The organism is Rahnella sp. 2050, from assembly GCF_040544515.1.
Classification (GTDB): Bacteria; Pseudomonadota; Gammaproteobacteria; order Enterobacterales; family Enterobacteriaceae; genus Rahnella; species Rahnella aceris.
The window spans coordinates 1-21,564 of sequence record NZ_JBEPKE010000008.1 but is presented as its reverse complement, the minus strand read 5'-3'; the positions used below and the strand labels follow the sequence as shown (position 1 = coordinate 21,564).

The window sequence follows — 21,564 nt, the reverse complement described above, 5'->3', positions numbered from 1 at the left end:
TTACAGGCAAAATCCTATACGGTCCAACACAAAAATTAGACATCGAGCCGATACGGCTATTTATATCCAAGGAATGCACATTGCATGGCAATTAAAATCGAAGTAAAGAATCTTTATAAGGTATTTGGCGAAAACCCGGATCGCGCTTTCAAGATGATTGATGCAGGCAAGGGTAAAGAAGAGATTTTTGAGAAAACCGGTCTTTCACTTGGCGTTAAGAATGCCAGTCTGGCCATTGAAGAAGGCGAGATTTTCGTCATCATGGGGTTATCCGGTTCCGGTAAATCCACCATGGTACGCCTTCTCAATCGTCTGATAGAGCCCACCCGTGGCGAAGTCCTGATCGACGGCGAAGACATCGCCAAAATCTCAGAAGCAAAATTGCGCCAGGTGCGCCGCAGTAAAATCAGTATGGTATTTCAGTCCTTTGCGCTGATGCCACACCTGACCGTGTTGAATAACACCGCGTTTGGTATGGAGCTGGCTGGTGTGCCGGTCGAAGAGCGCAATACCAAAGCGCTTGACGCGCTGCGTCAGGTCGGGCTGGAAAACTATGCCAACTCTTATCCGGATGAATTGTCAGGCGGGATGCGCCAGCGTGTCGGTTTAGCGCGTGCTATGGCCAACAACCCTGACATTCTGCTCATGGATGAAGCCTTCTCTGCACTTGACCCGTTAATTCGTACCGAAATGCAGGATGAACTGGTGAAGCTGCAGGCTCAGCATCAGCGCACCATTGTGTTCATTTCTCATGATCTGGACGAAGCCATGCGTATTGGCGACCGCATCGCCATTATGCAGGGCGGCGAAGTGGTACAGGTCGGCACGCCGGAAGACATTCTTAATAATCCGGCCAACGACTATGTGCGCACGTTCTTCCGTGGTGTGGATATCAGTCAGGTCTTCAGTGCCAAAGACATTGCCCGCCGCCGTGGCGCGCTTATTCGTAAAACCCCCGGTTTTGGTCCACGTGCCGCTCTCAAGCTGCTCGAAGATGAAGACCGCGAATATGGTTATGTACTTGAACGTGGACAGAAATTCATTGGCGTGGTGTCGATTGAATCCCTGAAAACCGCGCTCAAAACCAATCAGTCGCTGGAAAGCGCCTTGCTGGAATCTCCGGCAGCCGTGCAGGCAGACATGCCGCTCAGCGAACTGATTTCCCATGTCGCCGCCGCGCCTTGCGCTGTGCCGGTCGTCAATGAGGACAATAACTATATCGGCATTATTTCCAAAGCCATGCTGCTTCAGGCTCTGGACAAAGAAGGGGGTAACGAATGAGCACTTCAACCATAACGAACACCATTACACAGCACGCGCAGGCCGCTCAGGCCCAGGCTCTCGATCCTTCCGTGGATCCGTGGAGTGCCGATAACGCCAGTGGCGGTGTCGCGCCACAAGCTGACGCCGCCACCCATGCCGCGCCAGCCGATGCAGGCAGCAGTGATCCGTGGGGCGGCAGCAGCGATGCCGCAACCAGCACACCAGACGCGACGCACCATGCCGCCGCCCAGACCAACGACTGGCTGAGTGTCGCGCCGGAACAGCATCAGCATTTTAATATTCTCGATCCGTTTCACAGCACGCTGATCCCGCTCGACCGCTGGGTGACTGAGGGGATCGACTGGCTGGTCGGTAACTTCCGCCCGGTATTTCAGGGGATCCGTGTTCCGGTCGATTTCGTCCTGAGCGGTTTCCAGCATGGTCTGGAATCCCTGCCAGCGCCGATTGCGATCCTGGTCTTCGCCCTGCTCGCCTGGCAGATGGCCGGTTTCGGCATGGGTGCTGCCACGCTGGTTTCGCTGGTGCTGATCGGTGCGATCGGTGCCTGGTCACAGGCGATGGTGACGCTGGCGCTGGTTCTGACCTCGCTGTTCTTCTGTATCCTGATCGGCCTGCCGCTCGGGATATGGCTGGCGCGCAGTCAGAGAGCGGCGAAAATTATCAGGCCGCTGCTTGATGCCATGCAAACCACACCTGCGTTCGTCTATCTGGTGCCGATCGTGATGCTGTTTGGTATCGGTAACGTGCCGGGCGTAGTGGTAACGATTATCTTCGCCCTGCCGCCGGTGGTGCGTCTGACCATTCTGGGTATCAATCAGGTGCCGGAAGACTTGATCGAAGCCGCGAAATCCTTTGGTTCCAGCCCGCGTCAGTTGCTGTTTAAAGTTCAGTTGCCGCTGGCGATGCCGACCATCATGGCCGGTATTAACCAGACGCTGATGCTGGCGCTGTCGATGGTGGTTATCGCCTCGATGATCGCCGTCGGTGGTCTGGGTCAGATGGTACTGCGCGGTATTGGTCGTCTGGATATGGGTCTGGCGTCAGTCGGTGGTGCGGGTATCGTTATTCTCGCCATTATCCTCGACCGTCTCACCCAGTCGATGGGACGCGACAGCCGCAGTAAAGGCGGTCACCGCTGGTTCACCCGCGGTCCTGTCGGTCTGGTGATGAAGCCTTTCACGAAGAAAGCCTGATTCACACACTGCATTTTTCCCGGCGGCTCGCTGCCGGGAACTCTCAAAAAGCTAAAAAAACGCAGTCCACTCTTACGTATTCAACAGCAAGAATAAGGGTTCACCATGCGCACAACTCAGAATAAAACACAGATCAAAGCACTCATCCTCGCAGTATCCATGGCAACTCCCGCTGCTTTCGCTGCCGATTTACCGGGCAAAGGCGTGGTCGTCAAACCGTTGCAAAGTACCATCGCGGAAGAAGCCTTCCAGACAGAACTGGTTAACCGCGCGCTGGAAAAACTGGGCTATGACGTTCAGCAAACCGGCGAAGTGGATTACAACGTGGCGTATACCGCCATCGCCAGCGGCGATTCTACCTACATGGCGGTGAACTGGGAGCCGCTGCAAAAAGACATGTATAACACAGCCGGTGGCGACCAGAAATTCTACCGTCAGGGCACCTACATCAGCGGCGCGGCGCAGGGTTATCTGATCGATAAAAAAACCGCCGACAAATATCACATCCACGATTTGTCACAGCTGAAAGATCCGAAGATCGCCAAACTCTTTGATGCTGACGGCGACGGCAAAGCGGATATGGCGGGTTGTAATCCGGGCTGGGTCTGCGGCCAGGTGATCAATACCCAAATCAAAGCCTACGGTCTGAGCAATACCGTGACGCAAAACGAGGGCAACTATTCGGCGATTATCGCTGACACCCTCACCCGGTTTAAATCCGGTAAGCCGGTGTTGTACTTCACCTGGACGCCGTACTGGGTCAGCAACGAGATGAAACCGGGCAAAGACGTGGTCTGGCTGACTGTGCCGTTCTCGGCCAATCCGGGTTCGCAGAAAGATCTCGATACCACGCTGCCGAACGGCAAGAACTACGGTTTCCCGGTCAATAACGAACACATCGTGGCGAACAAAGCCTGGGCTGAGAAAAACCCGGCGGCCGCGAAACTGTTCGCCATCATGAAACTGCCACTGGCCGACGTGAATGCGCAGAACCTGCGGATGCATGAAGGTGAATCCTCATCAGAAGATATCCAGCAGCATGTTGATGGCTGGATCAAGGCGCATCAGGCGACCTTCGATGGCTGGATCAAAGAAGCTGCCGCCGCAGCAAAATAACGCATTATAAAAATCGAGGAATTTATGAAAAAGACAGGAATCTGGGCAGTTGCCGCCCTCACCACATTTGCAACAGCCACCACATTCGCCGCCGATCTGCCGGGTAAAGGCATCAGCGTGACACCCGTTCAGAGCACCATCAGCGAAGAGTCTTTTCAGACAGAACTGGTCAGCAAGGCGCTGGAGAAACTGGGCTATGACGTTCAGCCAACCCGCGAGGTCGATTACAACGTCGGCTACACCACCCTGGCTGCCGGTGATGCCACTTTCACCGCCGTCAACTGGTCGCCACTGCATGATGAAATGTACAAAGCCGCCGGTGGCGACAAAGTGTTTTACCGTGAAGGGACTTACGTGACCGGCGCGGCACAGGGCTGGCTGATCGATAAGAAAACCGCTGAGAAATACCACATCACTAATATCGAACAGCTGAAAGACCCGAAACTGGCCAAACTGTTTGATACCAACGGCGACGGCAAAGCCGATCTGACCGGTTGTACACCGGGCTGGGGCTGCGAAGCGGCGCTGAATGAACAGCTGAAAGCCTATGGTCTTGAACCGACCGTGACGCACAATCAGGGTAACTACTCTGCGATGATCGCTGACACCATCACGCGTTACAAAGAAGGTAAACCGATCTTCTATTACACCTGGACGCCGTACTGGGTGAGCAATGTGCTGATCCCGGGCAAAGACGTGCTGTGGATGCAGGTACCGTTCTCCGTGGTGCCAGGGGATAAAAACGCCGATACCAAACTGCCAAATGGCAAAAACTACGGTTTCCCGGTGAGCACTATGCACATCGTGGCGAACAAAGCCTGGGCTGAGAAAAACCCGGCGGCAGCAAAACTGTTTGCCATCATGAAACTGCCTCTGAAAGACATCAATGCGCAGAACGCCGCGATGCACGCGGGTAAAAATTCAGATGCGGATATCGCTGCACAGACCGACGGCTGGATCAAAGCCCATCAGGAAGAATTTGATGGCTGGGTAAAAGAAGCGGCTGCTGCGGCGAAATAACGCAGTCACAGACTCAGTAAGGCCAGCGGGCGGAGAGAGATCTCCGCCCGTTTTTTTGTGGGTGATTGCTGGTGTGTGTATTGGTGTGTATAATCATCCATCACCAAGGAGAGCCCATGAAATCAACGGAATTGATTAAAGCGCTGCTTGCAGCGGGTTGTGAACTCAAGCGTCACCGGGGAGGAAGTCATCAAATTTGGTGGTCACCTGTCACCAACAAAACCTTTCCCGTTCCCCACCCCAAAAATGATTTACCTGTGGGAACTCTCAAATCCATTAGAAAAATGGCAGGGATATGATCCTGCAACTGGAGGTTGAATATGTTCTTTTCAGTCGGTCTTGAAACACCAAAAGATGACAAAACCGCTTACGGTATGGTGGTACCTGCATTTACCGCGTTTGATTACGGATGCTTCTCTGCAGCGGATACCCGTGAAGAAATCGCCCCTATGGTTCGCGAAGCCATCCTGATGACAGTAGAAGATTTGATCGAAAGCGAACGCTTTGTTGTTGACGATATTTTTGATGCAGGCCATTTGGTGTATGCCGCTAATCCCGAATATGCCGACTTCGATACCTGGTTTTTGATTGATATTGATCTCTCGGAATTCGAAGGGAAAGCGCATCGAATCAATATTTCGCTGCCTGACACCCTGATCAAACGCATTGATAATAAAGTTAAAAATCATCCGTCATATCGCGACCGCAGCCATTTTCTGGCGATGGCCGCACGTAAAGAATTGCTGACCTGACAATCTGACAGCAGGAAACCCTCCTGCTGGCGACTCCCTTGCCACTGTGTCTATTACAAAACCAAATAGTTGCCATTAAAACTATTCATTGGTTTAATATTTCAACCAAAACGATAATCATCATCCGAATTTCCCCTGATTCTTCAATAAGATCTGTTAAATCTCATTATGAAAAAAACGACCACACATTCCCCACTCAGCCCGGCACTGATTATTCTGATGGCGGTGGCCACCGGGCTTGCCGTCGCCAGTAACTATTATCCGCAACCGTTGCTGGAAACCATCGCCCGCGCTTTTAATCTTTCCGTCAATCAGGCCGGGTTTATTGTGACGGTGGCGCAGCTCGGTTACGCCTGTGGGTTGATGTTTATCGTGCCGCTGGGCGATATGTTTGAGCGTCGCGGTTTAATCGTGCTGATGACGCTGCTTTCCGCCGCCGGACTGCTGATCACCGCCATGGCGCCCACGCTGACCGTCATGCTGGTCGGGACGGCGCTGACAGGACTGTTCTCGGTCGTGGCGCAGATTCTGGTGCCGCTGGCCGCCACACTGGCGGAACCGGAGCGTCGCGGTAAAGTGGTCGGACTGATTATGTCTGGCTTGCTGCTGGGTATTCTGCTGGCGCGAACCGTCGCTGGTGCGCTGGCGTCGCTGGGCGGCTGGCGGACGGTGTACTGGGTTGCCAGTGCGCTGATGATCGTGATGGCGCTGGTGCTGTGGCGCAAGCTGCCGAAACATCAGCAAAAAACGGATCTGAATTATCCGCAACTGCTGAAATCCATTTTTACGCTGTTCATCCACACGCCGGTGTTACGTACCCGCGCGCTGATCGGCATGTTCTGCTTCGCCAACTTCAGCATTTTGTGGACGTCGATGGCGTTCCTGCTGGCTGGCCCGGCGTATCACTATTCCGAAGGGGTAATCGGCCTGTTTGGTCTGGTGGGGGCGGCGGGGGCACTGGCGGCCACCCGTGCAGGGAATCTGGCGGATAAAGGCAAAGCGCATCTGACCACGACCGCCGGGCTGGTGCTGCTGTTACTGTCATGGGCTGCGATTGCCCTGGGACAACACTCGGTGATTTCGCTGATTATCGGTATCATCGTTTTGGACCTTTCGGTTCAGGGCGTACACATCACCAACCAAAGTGTTATCTATAAAACGATGCCGGAAGCGCGTAACCGCCTGACGGCGGGTTACATGACGACGTACTTTATCGGGGGTGCGGCAGGTTCACTGGTGTCGGCTTCAGCCTATCAGGCGGCAGGCTGGTACGGGGTCTCAGCAGCAGGCATCGTCATGTGTATACTGAATTTACTGGTCTGGTGGAAGGGTCATAAGTACACACTGGCCTGATAACGTACGAAACTACATCAGGCGGGAATCATCACCCCTCCTGATTAGCTTGCGAATAGTCATTTGGGAAATTTATTTGAACCAAAGGGTGTCAACAATACTTACAGTCTGGTAATGTTTACGCCATGAATTATTCGCTGGCAACCATCCGGTTTCACAATGTTTCAAATATCCATGCAAACCAATCCAGATCTCGAAGCACCTGACCCCGTCCGCGTTTCCACTTTCGCACAAGGTATTACCGATAGCCTTCCTATCGTGATTGGTTATCTGCCCATTGCTTTTGCATTCGGGCTCAGCGCGGTCAAACTAGGTTTCACTCCCGCTGAAAGTCTGCTGTTTTCCATTCTTATCTACGCTGGCGCCAGCCAGTTTGTGATCACCGCGCTGCTCAGTGCAGGAATGTCGTTGTGGGTTTCCGCCCTGACCGTGATGGCGATGGATGTCCGGCACGTGCTGTACGGCCCGTCGCTGCGCAATCGCCTGGCGGGAAAGCTCAATGGTAAAAAAACGGCGCTCTGGGCATTCGGCCTGACGGACGAAGTGTTCGCTGCCGCCACCGCCAGGCTGATCCGTGATAAACGCAGCTGGAGTGAAAACTGGATGTGCGGCATTGCGCTGTCATCGTGGCTGTCGTGGGTATCGGGCACCGCCGTGGGTGCACTGTTTGGTAATGGTCCGCTGGAAAATTTCCCGGCCGTCGAAGCCGCGCTGGGATTTATGTTACCGGCGCTGTTTCTGAGTTTCCTGCTCGCTGCTTTTAAGCGCCAGCAGAGCATAGTGTTTGTCGCCTCGCTGGCCGGTGCGCTGGGCGGGCTGTTGTTCTGGTCGATCCCCGCTGCCATAGGCGGTGGTCTGGGCGCAGGGTGCCTTGCCGCCCTGCTGCAACGTCCTCAATCCCCTTCTGCCACGGAGATAACCTCAGATGAGCACTGATGTCATTCTGGTTTGTCTGCTCGTCGGCACCGTCAATTACCTGTTCCGGTATCTGCCTCTGCGCCTGGGTTCGCGGCAGAAATCGGGACTGAAAAATGGCCCGCTCTCCCGCGTGCTCGACAGCATTGGTATCGCGTCAATTTGCGCGCTGCTGGTGGTTTCAGGCACCCCTGAAATTCTGCGCGATCAACAAAAGCTGCTGCCGTCACTGGCCGGTTTCGTTCTGCTCGCACTGATTTTCTGGCGCACCAAAAGCATCATTATTGCCACCCTGACCGGTGCCGTAGTGTACGGACTGGTGTTCAAGGTGATGCTGCTGGCAAGCTGAGGACCATTTTTACCGTAAGGCAACACCCGGGCAAAGTCTGCCTGATACATTAAACATCGAATAATTCACCGGAGTTATGAATAACACTAATTGCTAAAGAATTGGTGATTCATGACATTGATATTATTAATTACCATCGTTACTATGTCATTCGTAACTAATGAGGCTTCTCATATGGACAGTTCGTTCGCGCCAATTGAAAACATGTTGAATTTCCGGGCTAAAAAGCAAAAAGATTTCCCTTATCAGGAAATTCTGCTGACCCGCCTGTGTATGCACATGCAAAGTAAATTGCTTGAAAACCGTAATAAGATGCTGAAAGCACAAGGAATTAATGAAACGCTGTTTATGGCGTTACTCACCCTTGATGCGCAGGAAAGTCACAGTATTCAGCCTTCGGAGCTAAGCTCTGCGCTAGGTTCATCCCGTACCAACGCCACCCGTATTGCGGATGAGTTGGAAAAACGCGGATGGATCGAACGCCGTGAAAGCGATAACGACCGCCGGTGTCTGCATTTGCACCTGACGGCTGACGGTGAAGCCTTTATTCAGAAGTTACTGCCGCCTCAACATAAGAGCCTGCATTTTCTCTGGTCGACATTAGACGCAGATGAACAGAAGCAGTTAGAAACCCTGACGCGCAAACTGTTAACTCGCCTTGATCAGATGGATGCGACAGCACCACAACAATTCTAGATTTCTGTTCAGGTAAACCACACATGTCACTCCAAGCTCGCTGGAGGCTTACGCCGCTGTTTGCCGTTTTGACGTTGGCCGGCTGCGCCTCCAGTAATAATATTGCTCCTCAGTCGTCGCTGCTGGATACGCAACAGCTTCATCTGCAGCAGGAAAAAGTCAGTTCCCTGACCATCGGTCCTCAGTGGTGGCGCAGTCTTAATGACCCGCAACTCGATAATCTGATGACTACGACGTTGCAAAACTCGCCATCATTACGTCAGGCAGCCGCCCGCGTGCACGAAGCGCAAAGTGTGATGGGAGAAGCTGATGCCGCCAATGGCCCTTATCTGGATTTGAACGGTTCAACGCGTCGTGAACGTGTCGCAAAAAACACGATCCCTCCGTTTTTGACCAGCTATCCCGAAGCGCCAATTTACGACAGCAGCAACAGCCTCGGGCTGAATCTGAGCTATGAGTTTGACTGGTGGGGGAAATACCGCAATCAGGTGAATGCCGCGAAAGCACAGGTGGATTCCGCCCGTGCTGAACAGGCTGAAGCCGCTCTGACGCTGACCAGTTCGGTGGCGTCAGCCTATTATCAGTTGCAGGCAGATCTTGCCTTGCAGGATGTTCTGCAACACGAAGTGGACAATAATCAGCATCTGGCTGATTTGCGTAAAGCGCAATATCAGGCAGGCGTGTACGGTGTTGAAATTCCGCAACAAACCCAGGCTCAGGCCGACAGTGCCAAACAGCAAATCATCAATCTGAAAGCGCAGACCGAACAGCTAAGACATCAGCTTTCCGCGCTGGCCGGACGTGGCCCGGATGCCATGAACGGGCTGCACGCCGTGGCATTGCCGTCGCCTGACGCGCTGGCACCGAAAGGGGAACTGACGCTGGATTTACTCGGCAAACGCCCGGACATCGCTGCACAACGTGATCTGGTGGAGTCCTATTCCCAGCGGGTCAGTGCCGCGAAAAAAGAATTTTATCCAAGCCTTTCCATCAGTGCCTTCGGCGGTCTGACAACCACCAACTACGGCGGCACCAGCCCGAATCTTTTTGAAGCAGCCAGTAAAGCCTGGAATATCGCGCCAGCCATTTCGCTGCCAATTTTCCACGCCGGTGCGCTGCGCTCCAAACTGGGCGAAGAGTCCGCGTTATATGACCAGTCTGTTGAGTCGTATAACCAGACCATCCTGAACGCCATCCAGCAAACTGCGGATGCCATTACTGTCTCGAAAAGCAGCGTTGAACAATTGCAGCAGGCGTCTTCTGCCGCTAAATCGCTGGAAGAGGTGTATCGCGTTTCAGATGCAAGATACAACGCTGGCGTCATCGGACGGGATGAGCTGTTAACCAGCCAGTCAGCGCTCCTGCAACAACAGCAGGCGCAACTCACTGCCAGCAGTCAGTTGATGCAGGCAAAAATCAGTCTCATCCGTGCGCTTGGGGGTGGCTATCAGGCCCCTGCCGCGGACCAAAAATCATAATAAAAGACTCAGTGTGGAGAAGACCATGAGCGCAAATGCCGACACTCAGGCAACGCCGCAAGCTCCGAAAAATAAGAAAAAGACGCGCAAAGTCGCGATGCTCTTGTTAACCGGAATTTTCATCATTATTGCCATCGCCTACCTGTTCTACTGGCTGCTGGTATTACGTCATTTCCAGTCTACCGACGATGCTTACGTGGCCGGTAATCAGGTACAGATTATGGCGCAGGTGTCGGGCAGCGTGACCGACGTCAACTTCGACAGCACCGACTTTGTGAAAAAAGGCGACGTGCTGGTGACCCTCGATCCGACCGATGCAGAGCAGGCTTTCGAGCGCTCTAAAACGGCGCTGGCGAACAGCGTGCGTCAGATGCATCAGTTGATCATCAACGGCAAGCAATATCAGGCCAATATCGCGCTGCGTCAGACCCAACTGCAACAGGCACAGACTGACCTTAAGCGCCGCATTGTGCTGGGTAATGTCGATGCCATTGGTCGCGAAGAACTGCAACACGCCCGTGACGCCGTCGATACCGCGAAAGCGCAATACGATGTCGCCGTTCAGCAGTACAACGCCAATCAGGCGATGATTCTGGATACGCCGGTCGATAAACAGCCGCAAGTTCTGCAGGCCGCCGCGCAGGTTCGTGACGCATGGCTTGCCCTGCAACGGACTAAAGTGCGCAGCCCTGTTGACGGTTTCGTTTCACGCCGTGCCGTACAAATCGGCCAGCAGATCAGCCCGACAACGTCCCTGATGGCCGTGGTGCCAGCGCATCACATCTGGGTTGATGCCAACTTTAAAGAAACCCAGCTGGCGAATATGCGTATTGGTCAGGTGGCAACCGTGGTCAGCGATATGTATGGCGATGACGTGAAATACCACGGCAAAGTCGTCGGTATGGACATGGGCACCGGCGGCGCGTTCTCGCTGTTACCTGCGCAAAATGCCACCGGCAACTGGATCAAAGTGGTTCAGCGTCTGCCGGTTCGTATCGAACTTAACGATCAGGAAGTGGCTGAACATCCGCTGCGTATCGGTTTATCGACACTGGTAACGGTTGATACTCAGAATCGCGATGGCCTGGTGCTGGCCGATAAAGTCCGTACCGAACCGTTGTATCAGACTTCAGCACTGACGCTGGATCTGGCACCGGTTAACGCCATTATTGCTGACGTTATACATGCCAATGCAGGCTAAAACATCCGGAGGCCTCTGTGGCAAATAAACCGCTGGTAGGCGCCCCGCTGGCCTGGATGACGGTGGCTTTGTCTATGGCCACCTTTATGCAGGTGCTGGACTCGACGATCGCCAACGTGGCGATCCCGACCATCGCCGGGAATCTGGGTGCCTCGAACTCACAGGGTACCTGGGTTATCACCTCATTCGGGGTGGCGAATGCCATCTCGATCCCGATCACCGGCTGGCTGGCAAAACGCATCGGTGAGGTCAAACTGTTCCTGTGGTCCACAGTACTGTTCGCCCTCGCTTCATGGTTGTGCGGGATGTCCAACAGTCTGGAAATGCTGATCTTCTTCCGTGTGTTGCAGGGCGTGGTGGCAGGTCCGCTGATCCCGTTATCACAAAGTCTGTTACTGAATAACTATCCACCGGCCAAGCGGAGTACCGCGCTCGCGCTCTGGTCGATGACGGTGATCGTCGCCCCGATTTGCGGGCCGATCCTCGGCGGGTATATCAGTGATAACTATCACTGGGGATGGATCTTCTTTATTAACGTGCCGATCGGTCTGGCCGTGGTGTTCCTGACGCTCAGAACGCTGAAGGGACGCGAAACCGCCACGCAGATCCGTCCGATCGACAGTGTGGGATTAGTGCTGCTGGTGCTGGGTATCGGTGCCTTGCAGGTGATGCTCGACCGGGGTAAAGAACTCGACTGGTTTAACTCGACGGAAATTATCGTGCTGGCGGTCGTGGCGGTGGTCGCGCTCTGTTTCCTTGTGGTCTGGGAACTGACCGACGACCATCCGATCGTCGACTTGTCACTGTTTAAATCGCGAAACTTTACCATCGGCGTGCTGTGTATCAGCCTGGCCTACATGCTCTACTTCGGCGCGATTGTGTTGCTGCCGCAGCTGTTGCAGGAGGTTTACGGGTATACCGCCACCTGGGCCGGTCTGGCGTCCGCGCCGGTGGGTATTTTGCCGGTACTGATGTCGCCGATTATCGGGCGTTTCGCGCACCGTCTGGATATGCGAAAGCTGGTGACCTTCAGCTTTATCATGTATGCCTACTGCTTCTTCTGGCGTGCGTATACGTTCGAACCGGGGATGGATTTTGGCGCATCCGCCTGGCCGCAGTTTATTCAGGGCTTCGCGGTGGGTTGCTTCTTCATGCCGCTGACCACCATTATTCTGTCGGGATTACCGCCGGAACGGATGGCGGCGGCATCGAGTCTGTCGAACTTTATCCGTACACTGGCGGGGTCGATTGGTACGTCAATCACCACCACGTTATGGTCGAACCGTGAATCGCTGCATCACGCCCAGTTAACGGAAAACATCACGCCGTATAATCCGGCTGCGACGCAGACTTATCAGCAGCTCGAAGGTCTCGGTATGAGCCACCAGCAGGCTTCAGGATGGATAGCGCGGGAGATCACCAATCAGGGATTAATTATCTCTGCCAACGAGATTTTCTGGTTATCCGGCGGGGCGTTCCTGGTGTTGCTGATTTTAATCTGGTTCGCCCGACCGCCATTCACCAGTGGCGGTGGCGCGGGTGGTGCGCACTGATTCAGATAAACCCTGAATGTCAGAAAGCAAAACGGACGCCTTATGCGTCCGTTTTTTATGGCTGAAACCGGGCGATTACGCCTGGTTCTGACGCCACCATTCTGCCAGCAAAATACCGGATGCCACGGAAACGTTGAGGCTTTCCACTTTACCGGTACCGCCGATAGACACGCTCAGGTCGCCCTGCTGCCATGCGCTGTCAGATAAACCATCACTTTCTTCGCCCAGCACCAGCACCATTTTGGCCGGTAACTGCGCTTTGCCCAGCGCCGTACCTTTATGGCTCGACGTGGTCACGATGGTGTATCCCGCTTTACGGAAGGTTTCCAGCACTTCAAGGAAGTTATCCGCACTGATGGCTTTAACGTGTTCTGCGCCGCCTTCAGCGGTACGGACTGCTGCGCCAGATTCCAGCTGGGCCGGATCCTGAACCATCATCCCGTTGATACCAAAATGCGCACAAGAACGCATGATACCGCCGAGGTTGTGCGGGTTACCGACGTTTTCCAGCGCCAGCACACAGTCTTTCGCCGGAGCCGTTTGCAGATACGTTTCTGCATCCAGACCCTGACGTTTTTTGATCAGGAAGCACACGCCGCCGTGGTGTTCGGTGCCGGAGGCTTTCGCCAGTTCGTCATCTTCAACCACATGGTAGGCTTTGCGGTTCGCCGCCATCCAGCGCAGCGCTTCGCGGAAACGCGGAGTCACGGACTGCACAAACCATGCACGCACAATCGCGTCCGGACGGCTGGCAAACAGTGCCTGACAGGCGTTTTCGCCATACACACGGGTTTCTTCCTGACGCTGACGACGCAGTTGTTCAGGATCGATAAAGCTTTTACCGCTGATACCGCCGTGATCCGGAACAGATTCATCTGCCGGCGGACGTGAAACTGTTTTCCACGGCGAAGAGTACGGGCCGTCGTCGTCACGCGCCGGACGACGCGGGCGATCATCACTACGGCGTGGTGCCGGTCCGCGGGAATCGCCACGGGAATCGCTGCTGCGACGCTCATTGCGGCGGGCATCATCTGGACGGGAACCCTGGCGAGGTTTATCGCCCGGACGTCCTTTATTGTTAGAAGGACGTTTATCGTTATTGCGGTTATCGCCGTCGTCGTCACTGCGGACGTACATCACTTTGACTTTGCCGTTCTTGCCACTGAATGAATCGTTCATTTTTCTCTCCACCTACGCGCAGGGCGCGAAGATTACCTGATGTCTGTGAGCTAAGCCACAGGCTTTGGACCAAAAGCTAAAAACTATCGTAATCATTGAATAAACCACGTTGTTTACGTGACGTATCGACCCCATACTTACAACATATAAGTAACATATCAGCCGTGTTCTTTACCGCTTTTAAGGATAAAACCGGGGTTGTGGTTGATACCATTCTCACGTTAAGCAATGTAGAGGCTATTTTATGAATACGGTTTGTTCATCATGTCAGGCCACCAACCGCCTGCCTGAGGATCGTATCGACGACGGCGCAAAATGCGGCCGTTGCGGTCATGCACTTTTTGAAGGCGATGTCATTCACGCGACTGCCGCCACGCTGGACAAATACCTGCAGGATGATCTGCCGGTGGTTGTCGATTTCTGGGCACCGTGGTGTGGCCCTTGTGTTAACTTTGCACCGATTTTTGAAGACGTTGCACAGGAACGCGCCGGTAAAATCCGCTTCATCAAGGTTAATACCGAAGCTGAACCTGAACTGAGCGCGCGGTTCCGTATCCGCAGTATTCCGACCATTATGGTATTTAATGAAGGCAAAATGGTCGATATGTTGAGTGGAGCAATGCCTAAAGCACCGTTCAACAACTGGCTTAATGAATCATTGTAACGCATAAGCCGCTATAAAGCCCTGCTGAAGGCCCGTCACCGCACGGGCCTTTTTCTGTTCCGAACACAAGCCACTTGCCTGCCACCACCGGGCGATTAGAATAGCCGTTTTTCGCATACCGGAATGCCTATGTCAGACAATGCCGTCCTTCGCCTGCGTGAGCAGCGTTTAGCCCGATCCACCCGTCCTTTTCTTGCGCGTGGTTCACGGGCGATACGCTGTCAGACCTGCCTGTTGCCCAAACGCCACTGCATCTGCGCCACGCGCGAAATTCATCAGGCCACCAGCCGTTTTTGTCTGGTGATGTTTGACACGGAGCCGATGAAACCGAGCAATACGGGTCGCTTAATCGCGGACGTGTTGCCGGATACGCAGGCGTTTTTGTGGTCACGCACGCAAACCGATCCGGCTCTGCTGGAAGCAATTGCGGACCCGCAGCGTCAGGCTTATGTGGTGTTTCCCGCCTCTTTCGCCGAACCGCCGCGTCAGGTGTTTACCGAAGTTCCGGCGGGCAGCAAACCGCCTTTATTCATTATGCTCGACGGCACCTGGAACGAAGCGCGCAAAATGTTCCGCAAAAGCCCGTATCTGGATAATTTGCCGGTTTTCTCTCTCGATGTAAGCGCCAGCTCCGGCTATATCCTTCGGGAAGCCTCGCGCCCGGAACTGCATTGCACCGTGGAAGTGGCCGCCGCCCTGCTGGAAAAAGCCGGTGATCTCGATGCTTCAGCGGGCCTCTCACGCCACTTTACCCATTTCCGCACCCAGTATCTGGCCGGAAAACCCCATCATCCGGTGCACCAGCTCACAGCAAAGAACGAAGAAAACCTCTAGAATCATGGGAACATGATGAACCGGAGACGTTATGAGTCAGCGCGGACTGGAAGCCTTATTACGACCTGAATCTATCGCGGTCATTGGCGCGAGCAATAAACCGGGGCGGGCCGGATATCTGATGATGCGCAATCTGCTCGACAGCGGATTCAATGGCCCGGTGCTGCCGGTTACACCCGCTTATCGCGCGGTGTGCGGCGTACTGACCTGGCGGGATGTCGCCAGCCTGCCGATGTCGCCCGATCTCGCCATTCTCTGTACCCACGCTGACCGCAATCTTGCATTGCTCGAACAGCTCGGCGAACGTGGCTGCAAGACGGTCATTGTGCTTTCCTCACAGCCACAACAATTCGTTGAACTCAAAACCAGCGCCCAGCGCTTTTCGATGCGCCTGCTCGGACCCAACAGCCTGGGCATTCTTGCACCGTGGCAAAAACTAAACGCCAGTTTTTCGCCGGTGCCCATCCTGCCCGGTAAGCTGGCGTTTATTTCGCAATCGGCTGCGGTCGCCAATACGATTCTGGACTGGGCGCAACAGCGTGCCGTCGGCTTTTCCTATTTCGTATCACTGGGCGACAGCCTGGATATTGATGTCGATGACCTGCTCGATTTCCTCGCCCGCGACAGTAAAACCAGCGCTATTTTGCTCTATCTCGAACACATCAGCGATGCACGGCGCTTTCTTTCTGCCTCCCGCAGTGCCTCACGCAATAAACCGATTCTGGTGATCAAAAGTGGTCGCAGCGGACAGGCGCAGCAATTACTCAACAGCCCGCTTAGCCTCGACGCCGCCTATGATGCGGCTATTCAGCGCGCCGGTTTACTGCGCGTGCAGGATACGCACGAGCTGTTTTCCGCCGTTGAAACGCTGAGCCATATGCGCCCGTTACGCGGTGAGCGTTTGTTTATCATCAGTAACGGTGCCGCTCCTGCCGCGATGGCGCTGGATCAGTTGCTTTCGCGTAACGGCAAACTGGCGAAACTGAGCGATGAAACCTGCCAAAAACTGAGTGCCATTCTGCCTGACAATATTGCCGTCTCGAATCCGCTGGATTTGCATGATGACGCCACACCGCAGCTGTATCAGGCTGTGATGACCACCCTGCTGGACAGCACTGATTACGATGCGCTGCTGGTGATCCACGCCCCCAGCGCCGTCGCACACGGTACGGTGACCGCCAGCCATCTGATCGATGCTGTGCATAAGCATTCGCGTGGCAAATACATCACGCTGCTAACCAACTGGTGCGGCGAGTTTTCCTCGCAGGAAGCCCGCAAGTTATTCACCGAAGCCGGGATCCCGACTTACCGGACACCGGAAGGAACGGTGACGGCGTTTATGCATATGGTGGAATATCGCCGGAACCAAAAGCAGCTGAAAGAAACACCGGCACTTCCGGCCGACCTCGAGCAGAACACTGATCAGGCGCATCAGTTGATCGCCCGCACACTGGCGGAAGGCACGACACAGCTGGATACACATGAGGTACGCCCGATTTTGCAGGCGTACGGCATGAATGTGCTGCCGACGTGGATTGCCAGCGACAGCGCAGAAGCGGTGAATATCGCCAGCCAGGTGGGTTATCCGGTGGCGCTGAAATTGCGCTCCCCTGACATCCCGCATAATTCTGAAGTACAGGGCGTGATGTTATATCTGCGTACCGCCAGCGAAGTCGCGCAGGCGGCGAATGCCATTTTTGACCGTGCCAGACAGGCGTTTCCGCAGGCGAGAATTCTGGGGCTGCTGGTGCAAACCATGGCCAACCGGCCAGGCTCACAAGAATTGCGCGTGGTGGTCGAACAGGATCCGGTATTCGGCCCGCTGATCATGCTGGCCGAAGGCGGTACCGACTGGCGACCTGAAAGACAGGCGGCGATTTCCCTGCCGCCGCTGAACATGACGCTTGCACGTTATCAGATAGTTCAGGCGCTGAAGAGTGGCAAAATTCGTGGTCGCCATGCCCTGCATCCTCTTGATATACCGGCGCTGAGTCAGTTGCTGGTGAATGTGTCGAACCTGATTATCGACTGCCCGGAGATCGAACGGCTGGATATCCATCCTCTGCTGATTTCCGGCAGTGAGCTCAGCCTGCTGGATGTGTCCATGCAGCTTTGTGCACAGGGAGCAGAGGCACCGTCACGACTGGCGATCCGCCCTTATCCGCGCGAGTTGGAAGAGCGCGTTATACTGAAAGACGGATCACCGGCATTGTTCCGGCCAATCCTTCCGGAAGATGAGCCGCTGCTTAAAGCATTTATCCTGAAAGTCACTAAGGAAGACCTGTATTACCGCTACTTCAGTGAGATCAATGAGTTCACCCATGAAGATTTAGCGAACATGACACAGATCGACTACGACCGTGAAATGGCGTTCGTCGCCATTCGTACTGTGAATGATGAAAGTGAAATTATTGGCGTCACCCGGGCGGTCTCGGATCCGGATAATATTGATGCTGAATTCTCGGTACTGGTGCGGTCGGATCTGAAAGGTCTGGGGCTCGGAAGGCGGCTGCTTGATAAGATGATCCATTACGCGGCAGAGCACGGCCTGCAACGTCTGACCGGCATTACGATGCCCAATAACCGTGGCATGATCACGCTGGCCAGAAAACTCGAATTCGACGTCGATATTCAGATCCAGGACGGCATTGTGAACCTCTCACTGGCACTGGAAAAGACCCGGATTTCGCAGCAGAAAGCCGCGAGCCTGCGCCATGAACAGGCAAAAGATGCGCACATGGGGCAGGACTAATGGTATTATCGACCGATTGTGCGGTTACCACTGTCTGCTTGTGCCGCTAAAGCCATTACATGAAGAGAGAAGAAGCGCACTGTGATGTTGTCAAAATTTAAACGTAATAAACATCAACAACACCTTGCTCAGCTGCCCAAACTCCCCCAAACGGTTGATGCTGTAAAAACACTCTACTGCCCTGCAGATTTCCGTAAGACGCTGCTCGAAGCCATTGCCAACGCCACCCAACGGATTTATCTGGTCGCGCTCTATTTAGAGAACGATGATGGCGGTCGTGATGTATTGTCGGCGCTATATGCCGCCAAGCAGCAACGCCCTGAACTGGAGATTTGTGTGCTGGTTGACTGGCACCGCGCGCAGCGTGGTCGCATTGGCGCGGCAGCGTCAAACACCAATGCTGACTGGTATTGTCGCATGGCAAAAGAGCATCCTGAGCTTTCCGTGCCGGTGTATGGCGTTCCGGTCAATACCCGTGAAGCGTTAGGTGTTTTGCATCTCAAAGGCTTTGTTATTGACGATCAGGTGATCTACAGCGGCGCGAGCCTCAATGATGTTTATCTGCATCGTCATGAAAAATACCGCTACGATCGCTATCAGTTACTGTCCAACGCCCCGCTGGCAGATGCCATGATCGACTTTATGAAGAAGTCGATCCTGACAGCCGCAGCGGTACAGCGTCTTGATCGTGAAGATCGCCCGAAAAGCATTGAGATTAAAAACGAAACGCGTCAGTTCCGTCAGAATCTGCGCAGCAGCGGTTATCATTTCAAAGACAGCGCAGGGAATGATGAGCTGGCAGTGACCCCTATCGTCGGTCTGGGCAAACAAAATGAGCTTAACCGAACTATCCATCATCTCATGGCCAGTACGGAACATAAGCTGACGCTGTGTACGCCTTATTTCAATATGCCTGCCATGCTGGCACGTAATATTATTCATCTGCTGCGTCGTGGTAAGCAGGTTGAAATTATCGTGGGTGACAAAACCGCAAACGATTTTTATATTCCGCAGGATCAGCCATTCAAAATCATCGGTGCCTTACCGTATTTGTATGAAATTAATCTGCGTCGTTTCCTGAGCCGTTTACAACGCTTCGTGGACAGCGGACAGTTGATTGTCCGCCTGTGGAAAGACGGTGATAACAGCTATCACCTGAAGGGAATGTGGGTGGATGACCGCTGGCAACTTATTACCGGTAATAACCTGAATCCTCGCGCCTGGCGTCTGGATTTGGAGAATGCCATTTTGATCCATGATCCGCATAAAGAGCTGGCGATCGCGCGACACAAAGAACTGGAAGAAATACGCCAGCACACGCAGGTTGTCTCGCATTATATGGAGCTGGAAAGTATTCCTAATTACCCGGTGAAAGTCCGTAAGCTTATCCGCCGTCTGCGCCGGATACGTATCGACAGATTAATCAGCCGGATTCTGTAATTGGCTATACTGAAAGCCTGATCATCGTGATCGGGCTTTTTTGTATTTGGAATTCCACTTTGTGATGCAAAAATTCTCCTGGCTCTCAGGCTTCCTGTCATTATGCTTATAGCAGGCGCAGCTGCTGGCTACAGCGCTTATCATCTTATCCATTATTAAAAGTGCATCCCTGCACTCTCTCCGTAAGAATTACAGCCGTATTTCCTTTCCTTTGCGGTGCAATTTCATCGATACGACCAAAGCGATCAAACACATTACGCAGACATACCAGAAAAATACTTCCTCTATATTCCAGGATTTAAAGGTCAGGGCGACATATTCTGCCGAACCACCAAACACAGCATTTGCAACCGCATAAGATAATCCGACACCCAATGCCCTCACTTCCGGCGGGAACATTTCCGCCTTTAATAATCCGCTGATTGATGTGTAAAAACTGACAATCAGCAGTGCCAAAACAATAAGTCCGAAGGCGATATAAGGACTGGTAACGGTTTGCAGAATATACAAAATCGGGATGGTGAAAACAGTCGCCAGGCCGCTGAATATCAACATAGAACTGCGTCGACCTATTTTATCCGAGAGCCCGCCAATAATAGGCTGCAAACACATAAAGACAAACAGGGCGACGGTCATTAAGGCACTCGCTGTTTTGGTATCCATCCCGGCAGTATTCACCAGATATTTTTGCATATAAGTGGTGAAGGTATAGAAGGTCAGGGATCCTGCCGCCGTGAACCCTAATACCATCATAAATGCCTTTTTATGCTTCCATAAACCCGAGAGGGTACCAGCATCTTTATGCTCACGAGTTTGTTTATCTGATGTTTCGTTCAGTGAACGCCGCAGGAACAACGCCACGACAGCAAGCACAGCGCCCAAGGCAAATGGGATCCGCCACGCCCAGGATTTAAGCTCATCATTGGAGAATATCTGCTGCAGTATAACCAGAACCAGAAGTGCTAATAGTTGCCCACCGATCAAGGTCACATACTGAAATGAAGCATAAAAACCGCGACGTCCTTTAATCGCAACTTCACTCATATAAGTTGCGCTTGTTCCGTATTCCCCACCAACAGAAAGCCCCTGGAATAGACGGGCGACCAGTAATAAGACCGGTGCCCAGCTGCCTATCGTCGCGTAGGTTGGCAAACAGGCGATCACCAGCGAACCGCAGCACATCATGCAGACCGAGATCATCATTGAGTTTTTGCGCCCATGTTTATCGGCGATATAACCAAATAACCATCCTCCAATAGGGCGCATAAAGAATCCTGCGGCAAAAACGCCTGCAGTTTGTAATAACTGGGTTGTACTGTTTCCGCTGGGGAAAAATGAAGAAGCAAAATAGAGCGAACAAAAGGAATAGACGTAGAAGTCAAACCATTCGACCAGATTTCCCGAAGATGCCCCCACAATCGCAAAAATACGTTTCTTCTTATCTTGCTGATCATGATTCTCAGATTGAGATCCCAGAGTATCCTTCATATTATTTTCTCCCAATAGTTCCTGCTATAAGCGTGGTTATGACTATTTTTTATCGATAGGAAATATTGAGTTAAGCAACGAATGGATAAGGAAGAGAGGAAAGTTGACGAGTTACCTGCGTTTGCGTTGTTTTTTGTGATGCAGCGCGTGGTTAAAGGTAACTTTTAGTTAAATTCCGCATAGCAAAAAGCCCCGTACTTTCGTACGGGGCTTTCCACTTATTTGATGCCTGGCAGTTCCCTACTCTCGCATGGGGAGACCCCACACTACCATCGGCGCTACGGCGTTTCACTTCTG

At 53.4% G+C, this 21,564-nt stretch carries 19 protein-coding genes; 17 read left to right on the top strand and 2 right to left on the bottom strand.

Annotated features, from left to right (window positions below; translation table 11 throughout):
* Window positions 1-84: 84 nt before the first annotated feature.
* From proV to emrB, 13 genes are all read left to right on the top strand, one after another.
* A complete protein-coding gene (gene proV, locus ABIC79_RS21740; RefSeq protein ID WP_013574088.1) occupies window positions 85-1,281 on the top strand; it encodes a glycine betaine/L-proline ABC transporter ATP-binding protein ProV in 1,197 nt (398 codons plus the stop codon).
* Window positions 1,278-2,477 carry a glycine betaine/L-proline ABC transporter permease ProW gene (gene proW / locus ABIC79_RS21735; protein ID WP_013574087.1) on the top strand — a complete coding sequence of 400 codons (1,200 nt, stop codon included), beginning with the start codon at window positions 1,278-1,280 and terminating at the stop codon, window positions 2,475-2,477. Before proV ends, proW begins: the two co-directional genes overlap by 4 nt.
* Window positions 2,478-2,582: 105 nt before the next feature.
* Window positions 2,583-3,593, top strand: coding sequence for a glycine betaine/L-proline ABC transporter substrate-binding protein ProX (gene proX, locus ABIC79_RS21730; protein WP_112152327.1), 1,011 nt, complete (start codon window positions 2,583-2,585; stop codon window positions 3,591-3,593).
* Window positions 3,594-3,617: 24 nt separating this feature from the next.
* Window positions 3,618-4,613 carry a glycine betaine/L-proline ABC transporter substrate-binding protein ProX gene (gene proX / locus ABIC79_RS21725; protein WP_013574085.1) on the top strand — a complete coding sequence of 332 codons (996 nt, stop codon included), beginning with the start codon at window positions 3,618-3,620 and terminating at the stop codon, window positions 4,611-4,613.
* Between the two features lie 116 nt (window positions 4,614-4,729).
* Window positions 4,730-4,912, top strand: a complete 183-nt coding sequence (locus tag ABIC79_RS21720) for a type II toxin-antitoxin system HicA family toxin (protein ID WP_013574084.1) — start codon at window positions 4,730-4,732, stop codon at window positions 4,910-4,912.
* Window positions 4,913-4,933: 21 nt separating this feature from the next.
* A complete protein-coding gene (locus ABIC79_RS21715; protein ID WP_013574083.1) occupies window positions 4,934-5,365 on the top strand; it encodes a type II toxin-antitoxin system HicB family antitoxin in 432 nt (143 codons plus the stop codon).
* A gap of 168 nt (window positions 5,366-5,533) precedes the next feature.
* Window positions 5,534-6,718, top strand: coding sequence for an MFS transporter (locus ABIC79_RS21710; RefSeq protein ID WP_013574082.1), 1,185 nt, complete (start codon window positions 5,534-5,536; stop codon window positions 6,716-6,718).
* A gap of 174 nt (window positions 6,719-6,892) precedes the next feature.
* Window positions 6,893-7,654 carry an AzlC family ABC transporter permease gene (locus tag ABIC79_RS21705; protein WP_013574081.1) on the top strand — a complete coding sequence of 254 codons (762 nt, stop codon included), beginning with the start codon at window positions 6,893-6,895 and terminating at the stop codon, window positions 7,652-7,654.
* Window positions 7,644-7,982, top strand: coding sequence for an L-valine transporter subunit YgaH (gene ygaH, locus ABIC79_RS21700; RefSeq protein WP_013574080.1), 339 nt, complete (start codon window positions 7,644-7,646; stop codon window positions 7,980-7,982). Before ABIC79_RS21705 ends, ygaH begins: the two co-directional genes overlap by 11 nt.
* Window positions 7,983-8,156: 174 nt before the next feature.
* Window positions 8,157-8,678: a transcriptional repressor MprA gene (gene mprA, locus ABIC79_RS21695; RefSeq protein WP_013574079.1), complete on the top strand. Its 522-nt coding sequence runs from the start codon at window positions 8,157-8,159 to the stop codon at window positions 8,676-8,678.
* Between the two features lie 23 nt (window positions 8,679-8,701).
* Window positions 8,702-10,156, top strand: a complete 1,455-nt coding sequence (locus ABIC79_RS21690) for an efflux transporter outer membrane subunit (protein ID WP_354568477.1) — start codon at window positions 8,702-8,704, stop codon at window positions 10,154-10,156.
* 25 nt (window positions 10,157-10,181) lie between these two features.
* Window positions 10,182-11,357: a multidrug efflux MFS transporter periplasmic adaptor subunit EmrA gene (gene emrA, locus ABIC79_RS21685; RefSeq protein ID WP_354568475.1), complete on the top strand. Its 1,176-nt coding sequence runs from the start codon at window positions 10,182-10,184 to the stop codon at window positions 11,355-11,357.
* Window positions 11,358-11,374: 17 nt separating this feature from the next.
* Window positions 11,375-12,910 (top strand): multidrug efflux MFS transporter permease subunit EmrB, encoded by a 1,536-nt coding sequence (emrB, locus tag ABIC79_RS21680; protein WP_015689403.1) that lies wholly within the window; start codon window positions 11,375-11,377, stop codon window positions 12,908-12,910.
* Between the two features lie 75 nt (window positions 12,911-12,985).
* Here emrB and ABIC79_RS21675 read toward each other — a convergent pair whose 3' ends face one another.
* Entirely contained in the window at window positions 12,986-14,089 is a 1,104-nt protein-coding gene (locus ABIC79_RS21675; RefSeq protein ID WP_037035243.1) for a tRNA/rRNA methyltransferase, read from the bottom strand.
* Window positions 14,090-14,333: 244 nt separating this feature from the next.
* Here ABIC79_RS21675 and trxC point away from each other — a divergent pair, with 244 nt between their 5' ends.
* The 4 genes from trxC to pssA all read left to right on the top strand — a co-directional run bounded on the left by trxC (window position 14,334) and on the right by pssA (window position 19,779).
* Window positions 14,334-14,753 (top strand): thioredoxin TrxC, encoded by a 420-nt coding sequence (gene trxC / locus ABIC79_RS21670; protein WP_013574074.1) that lies wholly within the window; start codon window positions 14,334-14,336, stop codon window positions 14,751-14,753.
* Window positions 14,754-14,882: 129 nt separating this feature from the next.
* Window positions 14,883-15,587, top strand: coding sequence for a tRNA-uridine aminocarboxypropyltransferase (locus ABIC79_RS21665; RefSeq protein ID WP_013574073.1), 705 nt, complete (start codon window positions 14,883-14,885; stop codon window positions 15,585-15,587).
* A gap of 31 nt (window positions 15,588-15,618) precedes the next feature.
* Window positions 15,619-18,339, top strand: a complete 2,721-nt coding sequence (locus ABIC79_RS21660) for a bifunctional acetate--CoA ligase family protein/GNAT family N-acetyltransferase (protein ID WP_112198038.1) — start codon at window positions 15,619-15,621, stop codon at window positions 18,337-18,339.
* Window positions 18,340-18,423: 84 nt separating this feature from the next.
* Window positions 18,424-19,779 (top strand): CDP-diacylglycerol--serine O-phosphatidyltransferase, encoded by a 1,356-nt coding sequence (gene pssA, locus ABIC79_RS21655; protein WP_153376683.1) that lies wholly within the window; start codon window positions 18,424-18,426, stop codon window positions 19,777-19,779.
* 189 nt (window positions 19,780-19,968) lie between these two features.
* Here the strand turns inward: pssA and ABIC79_RS21650 are convergent, their stop codons facing one another.
* Entirely contained in the window at window positions 19,969-21,267 is a 1,299-nt protein-coding gene (locus ABIC79_RS21650) for an MFS family transporter (RefSeq protein WP_354568471.1), read from the bottom strand.
* Window positions 21,268-21,564 lie beyond the last annotated feature (297 nt).

What these genes read in the sequence shown, in the direction of transcription:
- proV (WP_013574088.1), top strand. Translation starts at nt 85, where the DNA reads ATGGCAATTAAAATCGAAGTAAAGAATCTTTATAAGGTATTTGGCGAA.
- proW (WP_013574087.1), top strand. Translation starts at nt 1,278, where the DNA reads ATGAGCACTTCAACCATAACGAACACCATTACACAGCACGCGCAGGCC.
- proX (WP_112152327.1), top strand. Translation starts at nt 2,583, where the DNA reads ATGCGCACAACTCAGAATAAAACACAGATCAAAGCACTCATCCTCGCA.
- proX (WP_013574085.1), top strand. Translation starts at nt 3,618, where the DNA reads ATGAAAAAGACAGGAATCTGGGCAGTTGCCGCCCTCACCACATTTGCA.
- ABIC79_RS21720 (WP_013574084.1), top strand. Translation starts at nt 4,730, where the DNA reads ATGAAATCAACGGAATTGATTAAAGCGCTGCTTGCAGCGGGTTGTGAA.
- ABIC79_RS21715 (WP_013574083.1), top strand. Translation starts at nt 4,934, where the DNA reads ATGTTCTTTTCAGTCGGTCTTGAAACACCAAAAGATGACAAAACCGCT.
- ABIC79_RS21710 (WP_013574082.1), top strand. Translation starts at nt 5,534, where the DNA reads ATGAAAAAAACGACCACACATTCCCCACTCAGCCCGGCACTGATTATT.
- ABIC79_RS21705 (WP_013574081.1), top strand. Translation starts at nt 6,893, where the DNA reads ATGCAAACCAATCCAGATCTCGAAGCACCTGACCCCGTCCGCGTTTCC.
- ygaH (WP_013574080.1), top strand. Translation starts at nt 7,644, where the DNA reads ATGAGCACTGATGTCATTCTGGTTTGTCTGCTCGTCGGCACCGTCAAT.
- mprA (WP_013574079.1), top strand. Translation starts at nt 8,157, where the DNA reads ATGGACAGTTCGTTCGCGCCAATTGAAAACATGTTGAATTTCCGGGCT.
- ABIC79_RS21690 (WP_354568477.1), top strand. Translation starts at nt 8,702, where the DNA reads ATGTCACTCCAAGCTCGCTGGAGGCTTACGCCGCTGTTTGCCGTTTTG.
- emrA (WP_354568475.1), top strand. Translation starts at nt 10,182, where the DNA reads ATGAGCGCAAATGCCGACACTCAGGCAACGCCGCAAGCTCCGAAAAAT.
- ABIC79_RS21675 (WP_037035243.1), bottom strand. Translation starts at nt 14,089, where the DNA reads ATGAACGATTCATTCAGTGGCAAGAACGGCAAAGTCAAAGTGATGTAC.
- trxC (WP_013574074.1), top strand. Translation starts at nt 14,334, where the DNA reads ATGAATACGGTTTGTTCATCATGTCAGGCCACCAACCGCCTGCCTGAG.
- ABIC79_RS21665 (WP_013574073.1), top strand. Translation starts at nt 14,883, where the DNA reads ATGTCAGACAATGCCGTCCTTCGCCTGCGTGAGCAGCGTTTAGCCCGA.
- ABIC79_RS21660 (WP_112198038.1), top strand. Translation starts at nt 15,619, where the DNA reads ATGAGTCAGCGCGGACTGGAAGCCTTATTACGACCTGAATCTATCGCG.
- pssA (WP_153376683.1), top strand. Translation starts at nt 18,424, where the DNA reads ATGTTGTCAAAATTTAAACGTAATAAACATCAACAACACCTTGCTCAG.
- ABIC79_RS21650 (WP_354568471.1), bottom strand. Translation starts at nt 21,267, where the DNA reads ATGAAGGATACTCTGGGATCTCAATCTGAGAATCATGATCAGCAAGAT.